Genomic DNA, 19,316 nt, shown 5'->3' with positions numbered 1-19,316 from the left:
GCTGAATGCCAAGGGTCGAGTCTATCGGGGCCACGGGGAAAGGCTGGTCACGCCCGTCGGGGCCGGTGGATCACCACGCGATGCTCAGACCGTGAAGGCCGGCGCCCCGACGGGCAGGATAAATCGGAACTGGGCGCCCTTCCCGGGCGCGCGATCCACCGTGATCGTTCCGCCGTGGGCCTCGACGATGCCCTTGACGATGTAGAGGCCCAGGCCCGTGCCACCGCGTTTGCTGCCCCGCCAGAAGCGGGTGAAGACGCGGTTCATGGACTCCTCCGGGATGCCGGGGCCCTCGTCGCTCACGGTCACTGCCGTTCCGGACCATCCGCGCTCGCGCGGTGACGACGAAGGTGCTACGTCAATGGTGACAGTTCCCTCGCCGTGGCGCACGGCGTTTTCCAGCAGGTTCCCCAGGATCTGGTCGACCTTGTCGGGGTCGGCCCACAGCGACGGCAGCGACTTGGTCACCCGTACGGCGAAGCGGTCCGCGGGCTGTCCGGCGGCGACGAGGGCGTCCACGTGGCGCCGCACCGCGGCGGCGATGTCGACCGGCTGGCGGCGCACCTCAAGGCGGCCGGAGTCGATGCGGGAGATGTCGAGCAGCTCGGCGATCAGCCGGGTGACGCGGTTGGCGTCGGCGTGCACGGTCTCCAGCATGAGCTTCTTCTGGTCCTCGGTGAAGCGTTCCCACTTCGCCAGCAGGGTGGCGGTGAAGCCCTTGACGGAGGTGAGCGGGGAGCGCAGCTCGTGCGCGACGGTGGCGATCAGTTCGGCGTGGCTGCGCTCGGTGCGCCGCCGCGCCTCGGTGCCGCGCAGCGCGACGACCAGCCGGCGCACCGGGCCGGTGGGGTGGTCGCGGACGTACCTGGCGGAGACCAGCACCTCGCGTCCGCCGGGGAGCAGCAGGTTGCGCTCGGGCTGCCCGGTGCGGGTGGCCAGGCCCGCGTACGGGTCGGTGAGCTGCCACCAGCGGCGTCCGTCCAGGTCCTCCAGGGGCAGCGCCTGCTCGAGGGGGCGGCCGAGTACGTCGGCGGGGTCGAGCGCGGTGATCCGGGCGGCGGCGGCGTTGAAGCAGAGGACGAGCCCGTGCTCGTCGGCGACGACGAGGCCGTCCGGGAGCTCGTCGGGCGTGATGCCGAGTTCGGTCAGGACAGTCGGCCAGCCCTCCGGCGCGCTCGGCGGCGTGCCGCCGGTCGTCCTGACGTCCATCCCCGTAACCCCCTCTCCAAGGCGGTCCCCGAGGGCGTCACACTACTAGCTCATTGTTACGGAGCGGCACCCTCCGGGAGCACGCTGCGCGCGGGCGGAGGCGTAAAGGCACACGGCGGCGGCCGTGGCGAGGTTGAGGCTCTCGGCGCGGCCGTGGATGGGCACGCGCACCACTTCGTCCGCGAGTGCGCGGGTCTCCTCCGGCAGACCCCAGGCCTCGTTGCCGAAGATCCAGGCCGTGGGGCCGCCCATCGTGCCCTCGTCCAGTTCGGCGTCCAGGTCGCGCTCCCCCGCGCCGTCGGCGGCGAGCAGCCGGACGCCCGCCCCGCGCAGGCCGTCGACCACCGTCTCCATGGGGACGCCGACGGCGACCGGCAGGTGGAAGAGGCTGCCGACGGAGGCCCGTACGGCCTTGGGGTTGTACAGGTCGACGGAGGCGTCGGTGAGGACGACCGCCTCCGCCCCGGCGGCGTCCGCGCAGCGCAGCACGGTGCCGGCGTTGCCGGGGTCGCGCACGTGCGCCAGGACGGCGACGAGCTTCGGCCGGGCGCGGAGGATCTCCTCGAACGGGGTGTCCAGGAAGCGGCACAGGCCGATGATCCCCTGCGGGGTGACGGTGTCCGACATCTCCGCGACGACCTCGTCGGTCGCGGTGAACACGGGCACCCGGGCGGCGTGGGCCGCGGCGACGATCCCCTCGTGCCGGGCGGCGGCCTCGGGCGTGACGTAGACCTCGACCAGGTGCGCCATGGCCTCGCGCACGGCCTGCGGACCCTCGGCGAGGAAGCGCCGCTCCTTGCCGCGGAAGCTGCGCTTGGCCAGCCGCCGCGCGGCGACGACGCGGGGGGATCGCAGGGAGGTCAGCTCGGGGCCGGGCATGGGGGTGCACTCACTTCGGTCGGGTCCGGCCGGACGCGCGGCGCGGCGCTCCGGGACACAGCACGGACCCGCAGGCACACGGCCTGCGGGTCCGGAAGAGCGTGGGTCAGGCCGCCTTGGGGGCGTTGACGTCACTCGGCAGGGCCTTCTGGGCCACCTCGACCAGCGCGGCGAACGCGTTGGCGTCGTTCACGGCCAGCTCGGCGAGGATCTTGCGGTCGACCTCGACGTTGGCGGCCTTCAGACCCTGGATGAAGCGGTTGTAGGTGATGCCGTTGGCGCGGGCAGCGGCGTTGATGCGCTGGATCCACAGCTGACGGAAGTCGCCCTTGCGCTTCTTGCGGTCGTTGTAGTTGTAGACGAGGGAGTGGGTGACCTGCTCCTTCGCCTTGCGGTACAGGCGGGAACGCTGGCCGCGGTAACCGCTGGCCTGCTCGAGGATCGCCCGGCGCTTCTTCTGGGCGTTGACTGCCCGCTTGACGCGTGCCACTAGATAACTCCTTCTAAGGGACCGTGGGGGTGCTCACACGGCCCGAAAACGAATGGGTCCCGGTCCAGCATCGCGCCCCCTGGTCGAAGGGGGCGTGCCGTCACTTGCCGAGAAGCTTCTTGATCTTCTTGGCGTCGGGCTTGGCCAGGACGACAGTGCCGGTGAGGGCACGGGTCTTCGTCGACGGCTTGTGCTCAAGCAGGTGGCGCTTGCCGGCGCGCTCGCGGATCACCTTGCCGGAGCCGGTGATCTTGAATCGCTTGCTCGCACCGCTGTGGGTCTTGTTCTTCGGCATGCGCCGTAGTCTCCTCGTCGCTGGCCCTCCCGTCCGCCCTGGAGCGGACGGAGAGCGTCAGTCCTTCATTGCGTTACCCGGAGCGGAACTCCGGGTCCTGGCAAACGCCGTCAGACGGCGTCAGCTGGCGTCGGCGGGAGCGTCCTGCACGTGCTCCTGCTCCTCCTCCGACTCCTGCTCCTGATCATCGGGGTCCCTCGGCAGGCGACCGGCCTTGCGGGCGGCCTGCGCCTCGCGGGCTTCGGCCATCGCCTCGGTCTTCTTCTTGTGCGGACCGAGGACCATGATCATGTTGCGGCCGTCCTGCTTCGGCGAGGACTCCACGAAGCCCAGGTCCTGGACGTCGTCGGCGAGCCGCTGCAGCAGTCGGAAACCCAGTTCCGGGCGCGACTGCTCACGACCGCGGAACATGATCGTGATCTTGACCTTGTCGCCCTGCTTGAGGAACCGGACGACATGACCCTTCTTGGTGTCATAGTCGTGCGGATCGATCTTCGGCCGGAGCTTCATCTCCTTGATGACCGTGTGCGCCTGGTTCTTGCGCGCTTCACGGGCCTTCATGGCCGACTCGTACTTGAACTTGCCGTAGTCCATGAGCTTGCAGACCGGCGGGCGTGCGGTCGCCGCCACCTCGACCAGGTCGAGGTCGTACTCCTGCGCAAGCTCCAGTGCCTTGGCAAGCGGCACGATGCCGACCTGCTCGCCACTGGGACCGACGAGTCGCACCTCGGGGACGCGAATCCGGTCGTTGATGCGGGGCTCGGCGCTGATGGGGCCTCCTCGGTAGCACCACGCGTCTGACTGGATTGACAGCCGCGTAACGTCTGAAACTTGGTCCGGCCCGTGAGGAGACGTCAAAAAACGCCCCATACGGGTCACAGGCGGATGCTCCAACAACCGGGAGCACCGCCGCGGAATTCCCCGCGGGGCGCATCGGGCGCCCTGTCCTCGTCCGGGGACACGGCACCTGACCGGTGACCCGCCGCCCTTGAAGAGTCGGCAAGGTGGGAGATCGGAGCCTCCACTTGTGGGCTGGAACGCTCCGTTTCCATGACGTCCACGGGGTGTCCAGCCGGTCGATCGTCAAGCATACCAGCGTCCGACCGCAGACCGTAATCGGCCGACGTGGCCCTATCGTGTGAGGCATGAGTGACGCCAGCCCCCAGCACGAGTCCCCCTCCGCGGACCGCCCCGACTTCGACACGCTGACCCGCGACATCGCGGACGTCCCGGCGGTCGAGGTGATCACCACGGTCGCGGTGCACCTGATGAGCGCGGCGGCGGTGAACCTCGGCCTGGCGGAGGACGGCGAGCGGCACAAGGACCTCGACGAGGCACGCAAGCTGATCACCGCGCTGGCCGGCCTGGTCACCGCCGGCGCGACCGAGATCGGCTCCTACCACGCCGCTCCGCTGCGGGACGGCCTGAAGTCGCTGCAGCTCGCCTTCCGCGAGGAGTCCGTCGTCCCCGACGCGCCGGGCGAGGGCCCGGGCGAGAAGTTCACCGGCCCCGTCCACGGCTAGTCCCCGCACCCGCACCCCGCACCCGCACCCCGCGCTCCTGACGGCGCCGCCCCCCGGTGGGGCGGCGCCGTCAGCGCGTGAAGAGCGGTTCGCCGGGCAACCTGGTGTCGGCGGGGAGCAGCGCCAGTTCGATGCCGCGCACGAGCGCGCCGCGGAGCACCTCGTCCGCCGCGAGCGTCGTCGAGACGCGTTGGGCGACCTGACGCACGTCGGCGCCCGGGTCCAGGACCAGTCCCAGCGTGCCGTCGGAACCGGCGGAGGGGACCAGGTGCGCGCGGACCACCTCCGGCGCCGCGCCCACCGCGGCCCGCAGCGCGGCACGGACCGCCGGGTCGGCCAGCGGGTCCGCGCCCGCGCGGCCCGAGGCGACGGCACGCAGCGCGGCACCGGTCAGCGCGTACGGCACGGGCCCGGCCATGTCGATCAGCAGGGTGTCGGCCTTCTCGTGCGCCAGCGCCTGCAGCGCCTGGCCCAGCGGTACGGCCACCGGCCGCGCGTCCGGCCGCCAGCGCGCGAGGGCCTCGGTGGAGGTGAAGGCCGGCAGCGCCCTGCGTCCGTCGGCCGCCTGGATGGTGGGCACCGCCATGTCGCTGGTCTTCTCGCGGCGCAGCCCTCCGGGGCCCTCCTCGACCTCCCCGAGCAGCGCCACCACCGGCACCAGGAAGCGCGCGCCCGGGAGGGCGGCGAGCACCTCGGGTTCAGCCGACGGGTCGGCGTCGTAGGCGGCGAGCGCCGCCGCGAGCCGGGGGTCGGCGGTGCCGTCGTCGTCGGAGAAACCGGGGTCGGGGATGTTCTTGAGAGCCACCTCCCGAGGGTATCCGGGGTACCGGGCGGAGATTTCTTACGCCCCCTTCATCCGCCTCTCACGGACCGCGCAGTTTCCGTCCCTAGCTTCCGTGGGCATGGCTTCCGAGAAACCCGCCGCACGGCGTCCCGGCCGTGCGGGCGCAGTTGCCCGTGTCCCCCGCGCCCCGCGCGGCATCGTGCGCGGCGTAACCGCGACGGCCTTCCTGGCGTGCGCCGTGCTCGGCACGGTGACGTACGGGTCGGCGTCGCCGCCGCGCACGGCGGCGCTCACTGCGGCCGGGACCGGCGGGGCGGCGGCGAACGTGGCGATCGTGAAGGCGAGCAGGGAGCCCCAGGTGGTGTGGAGCGAGGTGCTGGAGACGGCACTGCGGGACGTGTCGGGGGACCCGCGGGCGCACTGCTCCGTGGCGGTCCTGGACACCGCCTCGGGCGCCCGGGCGGTGCACGGGGACGGGCTGTACGACACGGCGAGCATCGTCAAGGTCGACATCCTGGCGGCGTTGCTGCTCCAGGCGCAGGACGCGGGACGGGACCTGACGGCCCAGGAGGAGGCCCGGGCCGAGGTGATGATCGAGAACAGCGACAACGCCGCGGCCACCGCGCTGTGGCGGGCGATAGGCCAGGGCCCCGGGCTGGACGCCGCCAACCGCCGCCTCGGGCTCACCTCGACCACGGCGGGCAGCGGGCTGCTGTGGGGGCTGACCCAGACCACGGCGGCCGACCAGCTCACCCTGCTGCAGCGGGTGTTCGGCACCGACGGCGCCCTCGACCCGACGTCCCGCGCGTACGTGCGGCGGCTGATGGGCCGCGTCTCGGCCGCGCAGGCCTGGGGCGTGCCGACCGCGGCGGACGGCTCGTTCGAGGTCAAGAACGGCTGGCTGCAACGGAGTACGACCGGGCTGTGGGACATCAACAGCATCGGGCGGGTCCGGGCGGGCGGCCGGACCTACCTGGTCGCCGTGGTCTCCCGCGGCAGTACGACCCAGGCCGCGGGCATCACGCTGGTGGAACGGGCCGCACGGGCGGCGGTGGACGCGTTCAGCCGCGCCGCCGGCCGTTCCGGGGCGTCGTGAGCCGGGGCCGCAGCCACAACAGGGCGGCCGCCGCGACCAGTCCGGTGCCGGCGATCGCGAAGGCCACGGCGATGCCGTCGCCCAGAGCGTCCCCGTCGGCGGCCGCGGCCGCCTTCGCCGCGTCGGGGCCGGCGCCGAAGTACTTGCGCGCGTAGGGGGCGGCGCTCGGCACGGCGCCCTCGGGCTTGAGCTTCGCCGCCGCCTTCAGCGCCGCCGCGGGGTCGACCAGTCCGTACCCGACGGCGTCGTCGCGGCCCTCCGCCGGGGTGTTCCGCGCCGAGTCCTCCAGCAGCCGCTTCACCTGGGCGGGGCTGAGCCGGGGGTAGGCGGAGCGGACGAGTGCGGCGGTGCCCGACACATAGGCGGAGGCGGTGCTGGTGCCCCAGCCCTCGTAGTAGCGGCGGTTGGGGTCGGCGATCACGACGTCGACACCGGGCGCGGCGACCGTCGCGTACCAGCGGCGGGTGGAGAAGGCGGGGCGGGAGCCGTAGCGGTCGACGGCGGCCACCGCGATGACGCCCGGGTACGCCGCGGGGTAGGAGGCCCGGTTGCCCTGCTCGCCGCCGTTCCCCGAGGAGGCGACGACGACCACGCCCTTGCGGAGGGCGTACTGGATCGCGTCGTCCTCCTGCGCTTCGGGATGGGCGGTGCGGCTGTCGTCGCCGAGGGAGAGGTTGATGACGTCGGCGCCGTGGTCGGCGGCCCACCGGATGCCGTCGGCGAGGGCGCTGCCGCGTGTGGTGCGGGCCTTCTTCCGCTGCGGGTCCTTGTCCTCCAGGATCACCCGCACCGGCAGGATCCTGGCCTCCGGGGCGATGCCCAGCACGCCGTCCGAACCGCCGGGGCCGTGGCCGTGGCCGGCGATGATCCCGGCCATGCCCGTGCCGTGCCGGGCCCAGGCGCTGTCGCCGCGGCGGGCCCCGAAGCCGACCATGTCCTTGCCCTTGAGGACCTGCCCGGTCAGGTCCGGGTGGGTGCCGTCCACGCCCGTGTCGAGGACGGCGACGGTGACGCCCGCGCCCTTCGTCCGCTGCCAGGCCTCCTGTGCGTGCAGCGCGTCCAGCGCCCAGTCCGCGTCGCGTACGGCGTCGGCGTGGGCCGGGACGACGGGCAGCAGGGCGAGGGCCGCGGCGGCCATCCCGGTGGCCAGTCGCCTCATCCGGAACCTCCCGTCGGGGTGGCGGTCAGCGAGCGCGCGGCACGGCGGGCCCGGCTGTCGACGGCGTCGGCCAGGGCATCGGCCTCGTGGCCGAGTCCGGCCTGGGCGGGCGCGGCCGTGGCGCCCGCGGTCACGGCCGAGGCGGCGGGCTGCGGGGCGGCGATCTCGCGGCCGTCGGCGAAGCCGCTCACCGCGTACACGACGACGGGGAGGTCGGCGGCGACCGTGACCGTCCAGCTGGCGCGCTGGCGGTCGCCGAAGCCGGCCGAGACGGTGCCCGGGAAGGCGACCGGACGGGGCATCAGATCCGCGCGGGATCCGAGGCGTTCGGCGGACCAGCGGTCGCGCAGTTTCCGCATCACGGGGGTGTCCGCCTTCGTGACGAGCAGTCCGACCGTGGTCACGGCGCTCGACGTGGCGTCGGTGTACGTGGCGCGCAGCAGCTTCACGCAGCCCGCGGGGCGCAGCACCTTGGCCAGCTGCGGGTCGAAGGCCTCCTGGCAGTCCCCGGCCGGCGCCACGCCGATCCGGGTCCACGTGCGTTCGGCGCCGCCCGGGCCGAGGCCCTTGCCGTGCAGGGTGGGCGGGAAGAGCGTGTCGACGGGCGTGCTGTGCCACAGGCCGCGGGCGAGGGCGAAGTCGCGCCTGCTCGCCTCCGCGGCCGTGGGCGTGGGCGCGGCCGGGTCGTGGTTGATCCACATCCCGGCGCCGGCGCCGCCGAGGAGGCCGAGGCCCAGCACCAGGCACAGGGCGGCGGCGGCCGGGCGCGGCCGCGCCCGGCCGGCGTGCGAGGGCGCGTGCGACGGCCGGGGAGGGTGCGGCGGCGGCGCGGAGGGCGGGACGGGCGAGGACCAGGCCGCGGCCGGGGGATGCCCGGGCACGGGCGGCACGCCGGGCACGGCCGAGGGCGGCGGGGGCGGCACGGGGCCGGCCGGGTAGGCGACGCCGACGGGGCCCCGCTCGCCTGCGGGCCACGGGTACGGGGGCGCCGGCGCGGGGGTCGTACCGTACAGCTCCTGGGGCAGCCCGCCATCCGGCTCGCCGGACGCGGCGGGGCCCGCGGCGGCCCAGGGCGCGGACGCCCGGCCGGGGGCTGCGGAGGCGGCCCAGTGGGCCGGGGCGGAGGTGTGCGGGGCGGTGCCCGGGGGCGGCGGTATGGGGCGCGGAGGGGACCAGCTCGGCCGGGGGGTCGCTCCCCCGCTGTCGAAACCGGCGCTCACCCGGTGCCCCCTCACGGCCGCACGGCGGTCGGCCCGTTCACACGATGGACTGCGGCGTCACTCTACTGGGCGCGGCGACGTCACGACGCGTCAGTACGGATCACTTGCCCCTACCGCTCGGTAGGGGCATTCTGGCAAGCTTCGCGCATGTCTGATCGCGGAGCAGCTCGCGCCCGGTACGACCGGGCCACCGCCCACCTCGACGCACCGGTGGCGATCGTGGACCTGGAGGCGTTCGACGCCAACGCGGACGACCTGGTCCGCAGGGCGGGCGGCAAGCCGATCCGGGTGGCGTCCAAGTCGGTCCGCTGCCGCGCGCTCCTGGAGCGGGTGCTGGAGCGGGACGGCTTCGAGGGGATCATGTCGTTCACCCTCGCCGAGTCGCTGTGGCTGGCGCGGTCGGGCTTCGACGACGTCCTGATGGCGTACCCGTCGGCGGATCGTTCCGGCTACGCGGAGCTGGCCGCGGACCCGAAGCTGGCGGCCGCGGTGACCGTCATGGTCGACGACGCGGCGCAGCTCGACCTCATCGACTCCTCGCGCGCGGGCGGTTCCGAGATCGTCCGGGTCTGCCTGGAACTGGACACCTCGCTGAAGATGCTGGGGGGCCGGCTCCGCATCGGGGCGCTGCGCTCCCCGCTCCACCAGCCCGAGCAGATGGCCGCGCTGGCCCGCGAGGTGTCCCGGCGGCCCGGGTTCAGGCTGGTGGGGATCATGGCGTACGAGGGCCATGTGGCCGGCGTCGGCGACTCGGTCACCGGCCGGCCGCTGCGCTCGCGCGCGGTGCGGCTGATGCAGGCGACGGCACGCCGGGAGCTGGCGGCGCGGCGCGCGGAGGTCGTACGGGTGGTGCGGGAGGTGGCGCCCGGGCTGGAGTTCGTCAACGGCGGCGGGACGGGCAGTGTGCAGAGCACGGCCGCCGAGGACGCGGTGACGGAGATCGCCGCCGGGTCGGGCCTTTACGTACCGCGGCTGTTCGACAACTACACCTCCTTCCGGGGCCGTCCGGCCGCGCTGTTCGCGCAGCCCGTGGTGCGCCGCCCGGGTGTGGGCGTCGTCACCGTCCTCGGCGGCGGCTACCCGGCCTCGGGCGCGGCGGGCCGGGACCGGCTGCCGGTACCCCACCTGCCGGAGGGGCTGCGCTACGACCCCCAGGAGGGGCCGGGCGAGGTGCAGACGCCCCTGATCGGGACGGCCGCCGACGACCTGCTCATCGGTGACAAGGTGTGGTTCCGGCACGCCAAGGCGGGCGAGCTGTGCGAGCGCTTCGACACGCTGCAGCTGGTCGAGGGCGACCGGGTGACGCGGGCGGTGCCGACGTACCGCGGCGAGGGCAAGACGTTCCTCTGACGCCCGGACGCCCCGGCCGGACGGACCGGACCGGGGCGCCCGCGCGTGGGGGCGGCGGTCACACGCCGGTGCCGCCGCCGGAGCCCGAGGCCTTGATGCCCTTGGTGATCTCGTCCATCACGGCGAGGCCGGGCGCCTTGGGGTTGATGTCGAAGCCGTAGCGGACCAGGACGAGCCTGTCGGGGTCCGACGGCGAGGGGAACACCAGCGACTGGACGTAGCCGTCGTCGCCCCTTTCGGTGACGACCTTCCAGCGCACCAGGTAGCCCTGCTCGCCGGCGACCGTGACCTTCTGCGACAGCAGCTGCGTGTGCGAGGTGATGTCGCCGTAGACCTTGCCGCCGTAGGCCCCTTCGGCGTTGCCGGCGATGTCCTCCTTGGCCGCCGCCTCGGCGGTGGTGGACTTCAGCTTCACCGACGAGGCGGGCATGGAGAAGACGCCGCCGCGCAGGCAGGTGTTCGAGGTGTCGCCGGGGCAGGCGTACTCGCCCACGCTGAGCTCCGCGAGCCCGTACCGGCTGGTGGCGCCGGTCCAGCCGTCGGGCACGGGCAGGCTGACGCCGTCGACGGCGTCCAGGGCGAAGCCGGGCTCGCTCTTGGGCACGTCCTGCGGGCCGCCGCCGTCCGGACCCCCACCGCCCGGGCCGCCGTCGTCGCCCTCCGGGCCCTGCCCGGGGGCCGTGAGGGAGGGGGCGGGCCGGGCGGAGTCCGCGCTGTCGCCGCCGCCCCTGCCGAGGGCGACGACGCCTCCGATCACCGCGCCGGCCACCACGACCGCGGCGACGACGGCGATCGCTATCAGACCGCCGCGCCGCTTGCGGGGAGCGGCGGGGAACGCGCCGGGGTACTGCGGGTAGCCCGGCGCCCCGGCGCCGAACGCCGGGGCGGGGGGCGGGGCGGTGCGGGTGTACTCGGTCCACGCGGTCCCGTCCCACCAGCGCTCCAGAGCGGGCCCGTTGCCTGTCTGCCCGGGCTCTGGGTACCAGCCGGGCGGGGTCGTCATGGTCACGGCGTCACCCTAAGGCCCGGGCCTTAAGATTCCCGTCAGTCACCCGGTCACAGAGGGGTCACGTACGCCCCCGCGATGCCCCCGTCCACCAGGAACTCCGCTCCGGTGATGAAGGACGCGTCGTCGCTGGCGAGGAAGGCCACGGCGGCGGCGATCTCCTCCGCCTCCGCGAAGCGGCCCACCGGGATGTGCACCAGGCGGCGCGCGGCGCGCTCCGGGTCCTTGGCGAACAGCTCCCGCAGCAGCGGGGTGTTGACCGGCCCCGGGCACAGCGCGTTGACCCGGATGCCCTCCCGGGCGAACTGCACGCCCAGCTCGCGGGACATCGCCAGCACGCCGCCCTTGGAGGCGGTGTACGAGATCTGCGAGGTCGCCGCACCCATGACGGCCACGAAGCTCGCGGTGTTGATGATCGAGCCCTTGCCCTGGCGCTGCATGTACGGCAGCGCCGCCTTGCAGCACAGGTACACCGACGTGAGGTTGACCTCCTGGACGCGGCGCCAGGCGTCGATGCCGGTGGTGAGGATCGAGTCGTCGTCGGGGGGCGAGATGCCCGCGTTGTTGAAGGCGACGTCGACCGAGCCGTAGGTGTCGTACGCCGCCTTGAACAGCGCCTCCACCTGCCCGGCGTCGGTCACGTCGACCTCGACGAACAGCCCGCCGACCTCCTCGGCGGCCGCCTTGCCCGCGGCCTCGTCGATGTCGGCGCACACCACGTGCGCGCCCTCGGAGGCCAGCCGGCGCGCCGAGGCGAGCCCGATGCCGCTGCCGGCGCCGGTGACCACCGCCGTCCGGCCCACCAGGCGGCGGCACACCACTGCTTCTGCTTCCGTCATTGCCGGGATCACTCCTCCGTGCTGATGAAGACGTTCTTGGTCTCGGTGAAGGCGGCCAGCGCGTCCGGGCCGAGCTCGCGCCCGAGCCCCGACTGCTTGAACCCGCCGAACGGTGTCCAGTAGCGCACCGAGCTGTGGGAGTTCACCGACAGGTTGCCGGCGGCGGTGCCCCGGGCCAGCCGCAGGGCGCGGCCGACGTCCCGGGTCCAGATCGAGCCCGACAGGCCGTACGGGGTGGCGTTGGCAAGGCGCAGCGCGTCGGCCTCGTCCTCGAAGGGCAGCACGACGGCCACCGGGCCGAAGACCTCCTCCACCGCGACGCGCTCGGCCGGGTCGGCGGGGGTCAGCACGGTCGGCGGGTACCAGAAGCCCTTGCCCTCCGGAGCCGTGCCGCGGATCGCGACGGGCGCGTCGGGGGCCACGTGGGCGCGGACCCGGTCGCGCTGCACGGCGGAGATGAGCGGGCCCATGCCGGTCGCGGGGTCGGCGGGGTCGCCGACGCCGACGGCCAGGACGGCGGGCTCCAGCAGTTCCATGAGGCGGTCGTACACCTGGCGCTGGACCAGGATCCGGGTGCGGGCGCAGCAGTCCTGCCCGGCGTTGTCGAGGAAGGCCATCGGGGCGGTCGCCGCGGCCTTGTCGAGGTCCGCGTCGGCGAAGACGATGTTCGGCGACTTGCCGCCGAGCTCCAGGGTGACCCGCTTGAGCGTGCCGGCGCACGAGGCCATGATCTGCTTGCCGACGCGGGTCGACCCGGTGAAGACGATCTTCGCGACGCCCGGGTGCTCGACCAGGGCCGCCCCCGCGACCGGGCCCCGGCCGGGCAGCACCTGGAAGAGGTGCTCGGGCAGTCCCGCCTCCAGTGCCAGGTCCGCCAGGCGCAGCGCGGTCAGCGGGGTGGTCTCGGCGGGCTTGAGGATCACCGCGTTGCCCGCCGCTAGCGCCGGGGCGGTCCCCCAGGCGGCGATGGGCAGGGGGAAGTTCCAGGGCGCGATGACGCCGACGACGCCGAGTGGTTCCAGGAACGTGACGTCGATGCCGCCGGGCACCGGGATCTGCCGGCCGCTGAGCCGTTCGACGCCACCCGCCGCGTAGTCGAGCAGATCGCGGACGTTGCCGGCCTCCCAGCGGGCGTTGCCCACCGTGTGGCCCGCCTCTCGCACCTCCAGGGCGGCCAGTTCCTCCACGTGCGCGTCGACCACGGCCGCGAAACGCCGCAGCAGCCGCGCGCGGTCGGCCGGGGCCAGGGCCGCCCAGGCGGTCTGGGCGCGGGCCGCGCGGGTGACGGCGGCGTCGACGTCCTCCCGGCGGGCCGCGGGGACGGTGGCGATCACCTCCTCGGTGGCCGGGTTGAGCACGTCCAGCGCTTCGAGCGGTTCGGGTGCTTCGGGCACTCGCTGCCTCACATGCGTTCGAAGGAGCGGTAGCGCTCCCAGTCGGTCACGGCGGTGTCGTACGCGTCCTGTTCGACGCGGGCCATGTTCAGGTAGTGCTCGACGACCTCGTCGCCGAAGGCCGCCCGGGCGATCGGGCTGGCCTCCCACAGCTCGGCGGCCTCGCGCAGCGTGGCCGGCACGTGCGCCACGCCGTCGCTGGCGTAGGCGTTGCCCGTGACGGGCTCGGGAAGGGTGAGCTTCTGCTCCACGCCGTGCAGGCCGGCGGCGATCATCCCGGCGACGGCGAGGTAGGGGTTGACGTCGCCGCCCGGCACGCGGTTCTCCAGGCGCAGCGCGGACGGGGAGTGCCCGACCACGCGCAGGGCGCAGGTGCGGTTGTCCGGGCCCCAGGCGACGGCGGTGGGGGCGAAGGAGCCGGGCCGGAACCGCTTGTAGGAGTTGATGTTGGGCGCGTACAGCAGGGAGAAGTCGCGCAGCGCGGCGAGCTGCCCGGCCAGGAAGTGCCGCATCGTCTCCGACATGCCGCCCGGCTCGTCGCCCGCGAAGACCGGCCGCCCGTCCTCGTCGCGCAGCGAGAGGTGGATGTGGCAGGAGTTGCCCTCGCGTTCGTTGTACTTCGCCATGAAGGTGAGGGAGTACCCCTCCTGCGCGGCGATCGACTTGGCGCCGGTCTTGTAGACGCTGTGCTGGTCGCAGGTGACCAGGGCCTCGTCGTAGCGGAAGGCGATCTCGTGCTGGCCGAGGTTGCACTCGCCCTTGGCGGACTCCACGCGCATCCCGGCGGCGCCCATCTCGTTGCGGATGCGGCGCAGCAGCGGCTCCACGCGGCCGGTGCCGAGCAGGGAGTAGTCGACGTTGTACTGGTTGGCGGGGGTCAGGTCGCGGTAGCCGTTCGTCCAGGCCTGCTCGTAGGTGTCCTTGAAGACGATGAACTCCAGCTCGGTGCCCGCGTACGCGGACCAGCCGCGCTCGGCGAGCCGCTCGGTCTGGCGGCGCAGGATCTGCCGGGGTGAGGGGGCCACCGGCGTGGAGCCGTGGTCCAGCAGCCGCAGGTCGGCGATGACGAGCGCGGTGGCGGCGTCCCAGGGGGTGATCCGCAGGGTGCCGAGGTCGGGGTGCATGGCGAAGTCGCCGTAGCCCCGTTCCCAGGAGGACAGGGCGTAGCCGTCCACGGTGTTCATGTCGGCGTCGACGGCCAGCAGGTAGTTGCACCCCTCGGTGCCGTGCTCCAGGACGTCGTCGAGGAAGTGCCCTGCGGCGAACCTCTTGCCCTGCAGCCGGCCCTGCATGTCGGTGAAGGCGACGACCACCGTGTCGATCTCTCCGGAGTCGACACGTCGTCGCAGGTCGTCGGTGCTGAGCGGGGCTGTTCGGTGCACCACGGGTGATCACCTCTCCTACCGGCCGACAGGTGATCCAAAAGTACGGGCCCGGGGCCCAGTTGGGTACGGTGCAAGAAGAAATCCGCGCGTCGCAGGGAGGCTCCCGTGGCCCGTCCGCTGATCGGTGTCAGCACCTACTGGGTCGACTCAGCCCGCTGGGGCGGCTGGGACCTGCCCGCCGCCCTGCTCCCCGCCGGGTACCCGCTGCTCGTACGGCGTTCCGGCGGCCTCGCCGCGCTGCTCCCGCCGGACGACCCCGCCCACGCCGCGGACGCCGTGGCCCGGCTGGACGGGCTGGTGATCGCGGGCGGCCCGGACGTCGAGCCCGCGCGCTACGGCGCCGAGCCCGACCCGCGCACCGACCCGCCCGCGCGGGAGCGTGACGCCTGGGAGCTCGCCCTCCTCGACGCCGCCCTAGCCGCCGGGGTGCCCCTGCTGGGCATCTGCCGGGGCATGCAACTGCTCAACGTCGCCCTCGGCGGCACGCTCGTGCAGCACATCGACGGTCACCGCGGCCCCCGGGTGGGCGCGTTCGGCGGCCACACCGTCAAGCCCGTCCCCGGCACGCGCTACGCGGAGGCGGTGCCGGAGGCCATGACGGTGCCCACGTACCACCACCAGGCGGTGGACACCCTGGGCCGGGGGCTGGTGGTCGGCGCCCACGCCGAGGACGGCACGCCGGAGGCCGTGGAGCTGCCGGGCGACCGCTTCGTGCTGGGGGTGCAGTGGCACCCCGAGATGGACGAGGACGAGCGGGTGATGCGGGCGCTGGTCGCCGCGGCGGTCACAGCTGCAGCTTGAAGCGGTCAGAGCTGCAGCTTGAAGCCGACGTGCGAGGCGGTGAAGCCGAGGCGCTCGTAGAAGCGGTGCGCGTCGGCGCGGGCCCGGTCCGAGGTCAGCTGCACCAGCGTGCACCCCAGGCGGCGGGACTCCTCGACCGCCCACTCGATCATCAGCGTCCCCAGGCCGCCGCCGCGGGCGTCGCGGTGCACGCGGACCGCCTCGATGACGGAGCGCGTCGTGCCGCGCCGTGACAGCCCCGGTATCACCGACAGTTGCAGCACCCCGACGAGCGTGCCGTCCCGCTCCGCGACGACCACGTGCTGCCCGGGGTCGGCGACGACACGTTCGTACGCCGCGTAGTAGGGCTCCAGGTCGTCCGGGGTCTCGCGGCCGCGGCCGAGGCCGTCGTCGGCGAACATCGCCACGACGGCGGGGATGTCGTGGCGGGTGACGGGGCGGAAGTGGAGGTCGCTCATGCGTGCAGCGTAGATGTTCTGCGGGGGGTGCCCCGTTGCGGCCTGTTGTCGTGTGCGGGTTGTTTGCGCCCCGGGGTGCCCCGTGCGGCCCGGTTGTTGTGTGCGGCTCGTTTGCGCCTGCGGCGGGCATCCCACCACCGGGCAGCCCGGCGCAGCCGCCCGCAACGGCGCCGCACACGAGGGGGCGTTGACAGCGCACACGGGCCTGCCTAGGCTCACCCCGTTCACAGGATTGAAACGTATCAATAACATACGCCCGCGGATTGAAACGTTCTAACTCCGCCGAGAGGTGTCCATGAAACGACGTCCGCCCATTCCCCGCCGCCGCCTCACCCTCCTCGCCCTCTCACTGGGCCTGACGCTGGCCGCCGCCACCCCCCAGGCCTACGCCGACCACGCGCCGGCGCCCCGCAACCACGCCCCGGGCGCCCCCGGCGGCCTGACGGTCGACGACCGCACCGACCCGCTCGCCCTCGACGGCGCGCCGCGCTTCGGCTGGCTGCCCCGCGACAGCGACTCCGACGAGGTCCAGACCGCCTACCAGGTCGTCGTGCGCGTGCCCGGCGGCCGCACCGTCTGGGACAGCGGCAAGGTCCGCGGTTCCGAGCAGTCCTGGGTGCCGTACGGCGGGCCCGCGCTGGCGCCGGGGACGGCGTACCAGTGGAAGGTGCGGACGTGGGACCGCGCGGGGGAGGCCTCCCCCTACTCGGCCGGCGCGTCCTTCGGCACGGGCCTGACGGACCAGGACTGGTCCGGCGCCCAGTGGATCCGCCGTCCCGCCACCGGGAACGACGCGAGCAACGAGTGGACGGCGGCCCGCAAGGTCGTCCGGGTGTCCGCGGGCAGCCCCGTGGTCGGCACCCGGGTGTACGTCGCGGCCTCCGGCGACTGGCAGGTCGACGTCAACGGCAAGACCGTGCAGCGCAGTTCGTCCTACGAGTACGCCGGCGAGGGCTTCTACGACGTCGCCGCCGTCAAGGGCGTCAAGGCGGGCCGGGACCTGGCCGTGGGCGTGCTGACGCACTACTGGTCCTGCAAGTGCCAGGGCCGGGCCAACGGCCCGAACGCCCCCGAGGGCCCCTCCGGGCTGCTGGTCAAGGTGGTGGTCGAACACGCGGACGGCACCCGGGACGTGGCGGTCTCCGACGGCACCTGGAAGGTCCACCGCTACGAGCCGCAGCGGGTCGACACCCTGACCTACCGCAACGGCGACGCCGGCGACCGCGTCGAGTACTACGACGCCACGGTCGAGCCGACCGGCTGGAACACCCCCGGCTACGACGACTCCGGCTGGGCCGCCGCCACCGTCATCGGTGCCCATCCGCGGCCGAACCCGGGCAACTGCGCTCCCTACGAGGGTGGTTCGTCCCCGTGCGCCTTCACCCACCTGTCGGCGCTGGAGGCCCACCTCACGCAGGAGACCGTCCACCCCGTCTCGCTGCTGCACCTGCCCGACGGCACCGTCCTCGCCGACTTCGGCAAGGTGTACGCCGCGGTGCCCTCGGTACGGCTGCGTTCCGGCACCGCCGGCCGGCAGCTGACGTTCACCACCAGCTACCGGCGCAGCAACTCCACGCTGAGCGCCGCCGTACGGGCCGGGGACACCTCGGTGACGCTCGCCAACGCGGCCAACGTCCACGCCGGCGACGAGATCCTGGTGGACGCGCCCGCCACGGGGTACGGCGCCGGGCACCCCGAGACCCGCACCGTGAGCGCGGTGGACGGCACGACGGTGACCCTGGACCGTCCCCTGGGCAAGGACCACGCCGCCGCGAGCTGGGTGGAGAACTCCCGCGCGGGTACGTCGGGTCTGGACACCCAGGGCAGCAACATGCGCTTCTTCTACACCGAGAAGGACGGCCCGCAGACCGCCCGGGCCTTCACCTATTGGGGCTGGCGCTACCTGCAGATCAGCGACTCGGGCGAGAAGCTGACCACGCGGGACGTCACCGCCGTCGTCCAGAACACCGACGCGGCGCACCCCGCCACGTTCCGCAGCAGCGACGGCACCTTGGACCAGGTCTTCTCGCTGATGCAGCGTTCGGCGCTGCAGTCCGCGCAGAACGTCTTCCTGGACACCCCCACCCGTGAGAAGGGCCAGTTCCTCGGCGACACCGTGGACGAGTCCTTCGCGACGATGGCCGCGTCGGGCGAGCGCAGCCTGACCCGCCAGGCCATCGAGTCCTTCATGAACTCCCAGGCGCGCTACTGGCCCAATGGCGCCCTGAACTCCGTCTACCCCAACGGCGACGCCAAGCGGGACATCCCCGACTACACCGAGATGTTCCCCGAGTGGGTGATGCGCTACTACCGCACGACGGGCGACCGCGAACTGCTCGCCCGGGCCCTGCCCGTGATGCGCAACGTCGCCGACTACGTCTCCTCGGCGGTGGACGACCGCGGTCTGGTCGCCGACCTGCCCGGCGGCAGCGGCGCGTACCTGCACGGCATCATCGACTGGCCCGCCCCGATGCGGTACGGCTACGTCACCGACGGCAACGTGAACCGCACCGTCGTCAACGCCCTCGGGGTGGGCGCGATGCGGTCGGTGGCCGAGGCCGCCGACGCGCTCGGCGACCACGCCACCCGGGACGTCTACGCCGGCCGCGCGGACGAGCTGACGGCGGCGATGCGGGAGCGGCTGCGGGACGGCGGCACCGGGCTGTGGTCGGACGGTCTGTCCTCCGACGGCGCCCTGATCGCGCATCAGGGCGAGCACGCGCAGAGCTTCCCGGTCGCCTACGGCGTCGCGGAGCCCTCCGAGTACGCCGCACTGGGCGCGGAGCTGTCCCGGCAGGGGATGCGGCAGGGGCCGATGACGCTGCGGACCCTGCTGGAGGCGCTGCGGGTCGTCGACCGGCCGGACACGCTGGTGCGGATCCTCACCGATCCCTCCGTCGACGGTCCCGCGCAGGTCCTGGCCGAGGGCGGCACCTTCCTGTGGGAGCAGTGGACTCCGGGTTGCGCGAGCAGTGACTGCGCGCCCGGCCAGGTCTCGCAGAGCAGCAGCGAGAGCATGTCGCACGGCTGGGGCGGCGCGGGTGTCGTCGGAGTGCTGGAGGGCGTGCTCGGCCTCACGGTGACCAGCCCGGGCGGCGCGTCGGTGCGGATCGCCCCGGCGGACGCGGGCGTGAGCCACGCCTCGGGCAGCCAGTGGACCGAGCGCGGCACCGTCGGCGTCGACTGGCGGCGGAACCGGCACGGGGTGGACACGACGGTCGAGGTGCCGGTCAACGTGACGGCGACGGTCGCGCTGCCCGTGGTGGCGGGCGGCCGTTACACCGCGGCCGGCAGCCACGCCACGTACCTGGGCGTCCAGGACGGCCGGGCCGTCTACCGGGTCGGGTCCGGTCGTACCGTCTTCACGGCCGTGACGCGCGGCTGACCCCAGGTCGCTCCCCGGCGCACGCGACGGCCACGGGCCCGCG

General features: G+C 73.7%; 18 protein-coding genes. 5 read left to right on the top strand and 13 right to left on the bottom strand.

From position 1 onward, the window contains the following. Nucleotides 1–84: 84 nt before the first annotated feature. From OG937_33865 to infC, 5 genes are all read right to left on the bottom strand, one after another. On the bottom strand, nt 85–1,209 hold the full coding sequence (locus OG937_33865; GenBank protein WUD76324.1) for an ATP-binding protein: 1,125 nt from the start codon (nt 1,207–1,209) through the stop codon (nt 85–87). Between the two features lie 45 nt (nt 1,210–1,254). Continuing rightward, nucleotides 1,255–2,088, bottom strand: a complete 834-nt coding sequence (locus OG937_33860) for an RNA methyltransferase (GenBank protein ID WUD76323.1) — start codon at nt 2,086–2,088, stop codon at nt 1,255–1,257. A 106-nt stretch (nt 2,089–2,194) separates the two neighbouring features. Continuing rightward, nucleotides 2,195–2,578, bottom strand: a complete 384-nt coding sequence (gene rplT / locus OG937_33855; GenBank protein WUD76322.1) for a 50S ribosomal protein L20 — start codon at nt 2,576–2,578, stop codon at nt 2,195–2,197. Nucleotides 2,579–2,678: 100 nt separating this feature from the next. Further along, complete coding sequence (rpmI, locus tag OG937_33850) at nt 2,679–2,873, bottom strand: 50S ribosomal protein L35 (GenBank protein WUD76321.1); 195 nt, start codon at nt 2,871–2,873, stop codon at nt 2,679–2,681. A gap of 120 nt (nt 2,874–2,993) precedes the next feature. Continuing rightward, nucleotides 2,994–3,743 (bottom strand): translation initiation factor IF-3, encoded by a 750-nt coding sequence (infC, locus tag OG937_33845; GenBank protein ID WUD78977.1) that lies wholly within the window; start codon nt 3,741–3,743, stop codon nt 2,994–2,996. A gap of 275 nt (nt 3,744–4,018) precedes the next feature. On the opposite strand from infC, the gene OG937_33840 reads away from it, so the two are divergent. Next, nucleotides 4,019–4,396: a DUF1844 domain-containing protein gene (locus OG937_33840; protein ID WUD76320.1), complete on the top strand. Its 378-nt coding sequence runs from the start codon at nt 4,019–4,021 to the stop codon at nt 4,394–4,396. A 70-nt stretch (nt 4,397–4,466) separates the two neighbouring features. On the opposite strand, the gene OG937_33835 is transcribed toward OG937_33840, so the two are convergent. After that, nucleotides 4,467–5,201 (bottom strand): SseB family protein, encoded by a 735-nt coding sequence (locus tag OG937_33835; GenBank protein WUD76319.1) that lies wholly within the window; start codon nt 5,199–5,201, stop codon nt 4,467–4,469. A 97-nt stretch (nt 5,202–5,298) separates the two neighbouring features. Here OG937_33835 and OG937_33830 point away from each other — a divergent pair, with 97 nt between their 5' ends. Beyond that, nucleotides 5,299–6,276 carry a class A beta-lactamase-related serine hydrolase gene (locus OG937_33830; protein WUD76318.1) on the top strand — a complete coding sequence of 326 codons (978 nt, stop codon included), beginning with the start codon at nt 5,299–5,301 and terminating at the stop codon, nt 6,274–6,276. Here the strand turns inward: OG937_33830 and mycP are convergent. Both mycP and OG937_33820 read right to left on the bottom strand, forming a co-directional pair. Beyond that, the gene (mycP, locus tag OG937_33825) at nt 6,242–7,435 is read right to left on the bottom strand and encodes a type VII secretion-associated serine protease mycosin (protein ID WUD76317.1); all 1,194 of its coding nucleotides are present in this window, start codon (nt 7,433–7,435) and stop codon (nt 6,242–6,244) included. The two genes, OG937_33830 and mycP, sit on opposite strands and share 35 nt — an antisense overlap. Beyond that, nucleotides 7,432–8,655: a hypothetical protein gene (locus OG937_33820; protein WUD76316.1), complete on the bottom strand. Its 1,224-nt coding sequence runs from the start codon at nt 8,653–8,655 to the stop codon at nt 7,432–7,434. Before OG937_33820 ends, mycP begins: the two co-directional genes overlap by 4 nt. A gap of 147 nt (nt 8,656–8,802) precedes the next feature. Here OG937_33820 and OG937_33815 point away from each other — a divergent pair, with 147 nt between their 5' ends. Then, the gene (locus OG937_33815; protein ID WUD76315.1) at nt 8,803–10,005 is read left to right on the top strand and encodes an amino acid deaminase/aldolase; all 1,203 of its coding nucleotides are present in this window, start codon (nt 8,803–8,805) and stop codon (nt 10,003–10,005) included. Between the two features lie 58 nt (nt 10,006–10,063). Here OG937_33815 and OG937_33810 read toward each other — a convergent pair whose 3' ends face one another. The 4 genes from OG937_33810 to OG937_33795 are packed head-to-tail and all read right to left on the bottom strand — an operon-like array spanning nt 10,064 to nt 14,629. Next, nucleotides 10,064–11,014: a DUF2510 domain-containing protein gene (locus OG937_33810; GenBank protein WUD76314.1), complete on the bottom strand. Its 951-nt coding sequence runs from the start codon at nt 11,012–11,014 to the stop codon at nt 10,064–10,066. A 47-nt stretch (nt 11,015–11,061) separates the two neighbouring features. Beyond that, complete coding sequence (locus OG937_33805; GenBank protein WUD76313.1) at nt 11,062–11,850, bottom strand: 3-oxoacyl-ACP reductase; 789 nt, start codon at nt 11,848–11,850, stop codon at nt 11,062–11,064. Between the two features lie 8 nt (nt 11,851–11,858). After that, nucleotides 11,859–13,244, bottom strand: coding sequence for an aldehyde dehydrogenase family protein (locus OG937_33800; protein ID WUD76312.1), 1,386 nt, complete (start codon nt 13,242–13,244; stop codon nt 11,859–11,861). 8 nt (nt 13,245–13,252) lie between these two features. Further along, nucleotides 13,253–14,629 carry a glutamine synthetase family protein gene (locus tag OG937_33795; GenBank protein ID WUD76311.1) on the bottom strand — a complete coding sequence of 459 codons (1,377 nt, stop codon included), beginning with the start codon at nt 14,627–14,629 and terminating at the stop codon, nt 13,253–13,255. A gap of 105 nt (nt 14,630–14,734) precedes the next feature. On the opposite strand from OG937_33795, the gene OG937_33790 reads away from it, so the two are divergent. Further along, nucleotides 14,735–15,430, top strand: coding sequence for a gamma-glutamyl-gamma-aminobutyrate hydrolase family protein (locus tag OG937_33790; GenBank protein ID WUD76310.1), 696 nt, complete (start codon nt 14,735–14,737; stop codon nt 15,428–15,430). A gap of 5 nt (nt 15,431–15,435) precedes the next feature. Here the strand turns inward: OG937_33790 and OG937_33785 are convergent, their stop codons facing one another. Then, the gene (locus OG937_33785; protein ID WUD76309.1) at nt 15,436–15,888 is read right to left on the bottom strand and encodes a GNAT family N-acetyltransferase; all 453 of its coding nucleotides are present in this window, start codon (nt 15,886–15,888) and stop codon (nt 15,436–15,438) included. A gap of 295 nt (nt 15,889–16,183) precedes the next feature. Between OG937_33785 and OG937_33780 the strand changes: the two genes are divergently transcribed. Continuing rightward, nucleotides 16,184–19,273 (top strand): alpha-L-rhamnosidase N-terminal domain-containing protein, encoded by a 3,090-nt coding sequence (locus OG937_33780; GenBank protein WUD76308.1) that lies wholly within the window; start codon nt 16,184–16,186, stop codon nt 19,271–19,273. Nucleotides 19,274–19,316: the final 43 nt, after the last annotated feature.

It is taken from the genome of Streptomyces sp. NBC_00510 (assembly GCA_036013505.1).
Lineage (GTDB): Bacteria > Actinomycetota > Actinomycetes > Streptomycetales > Streptomycetaceae > Actinacidiphila.
This window is presented reverse-complemented; position numbering and strand designations above follow the sequence as displayed.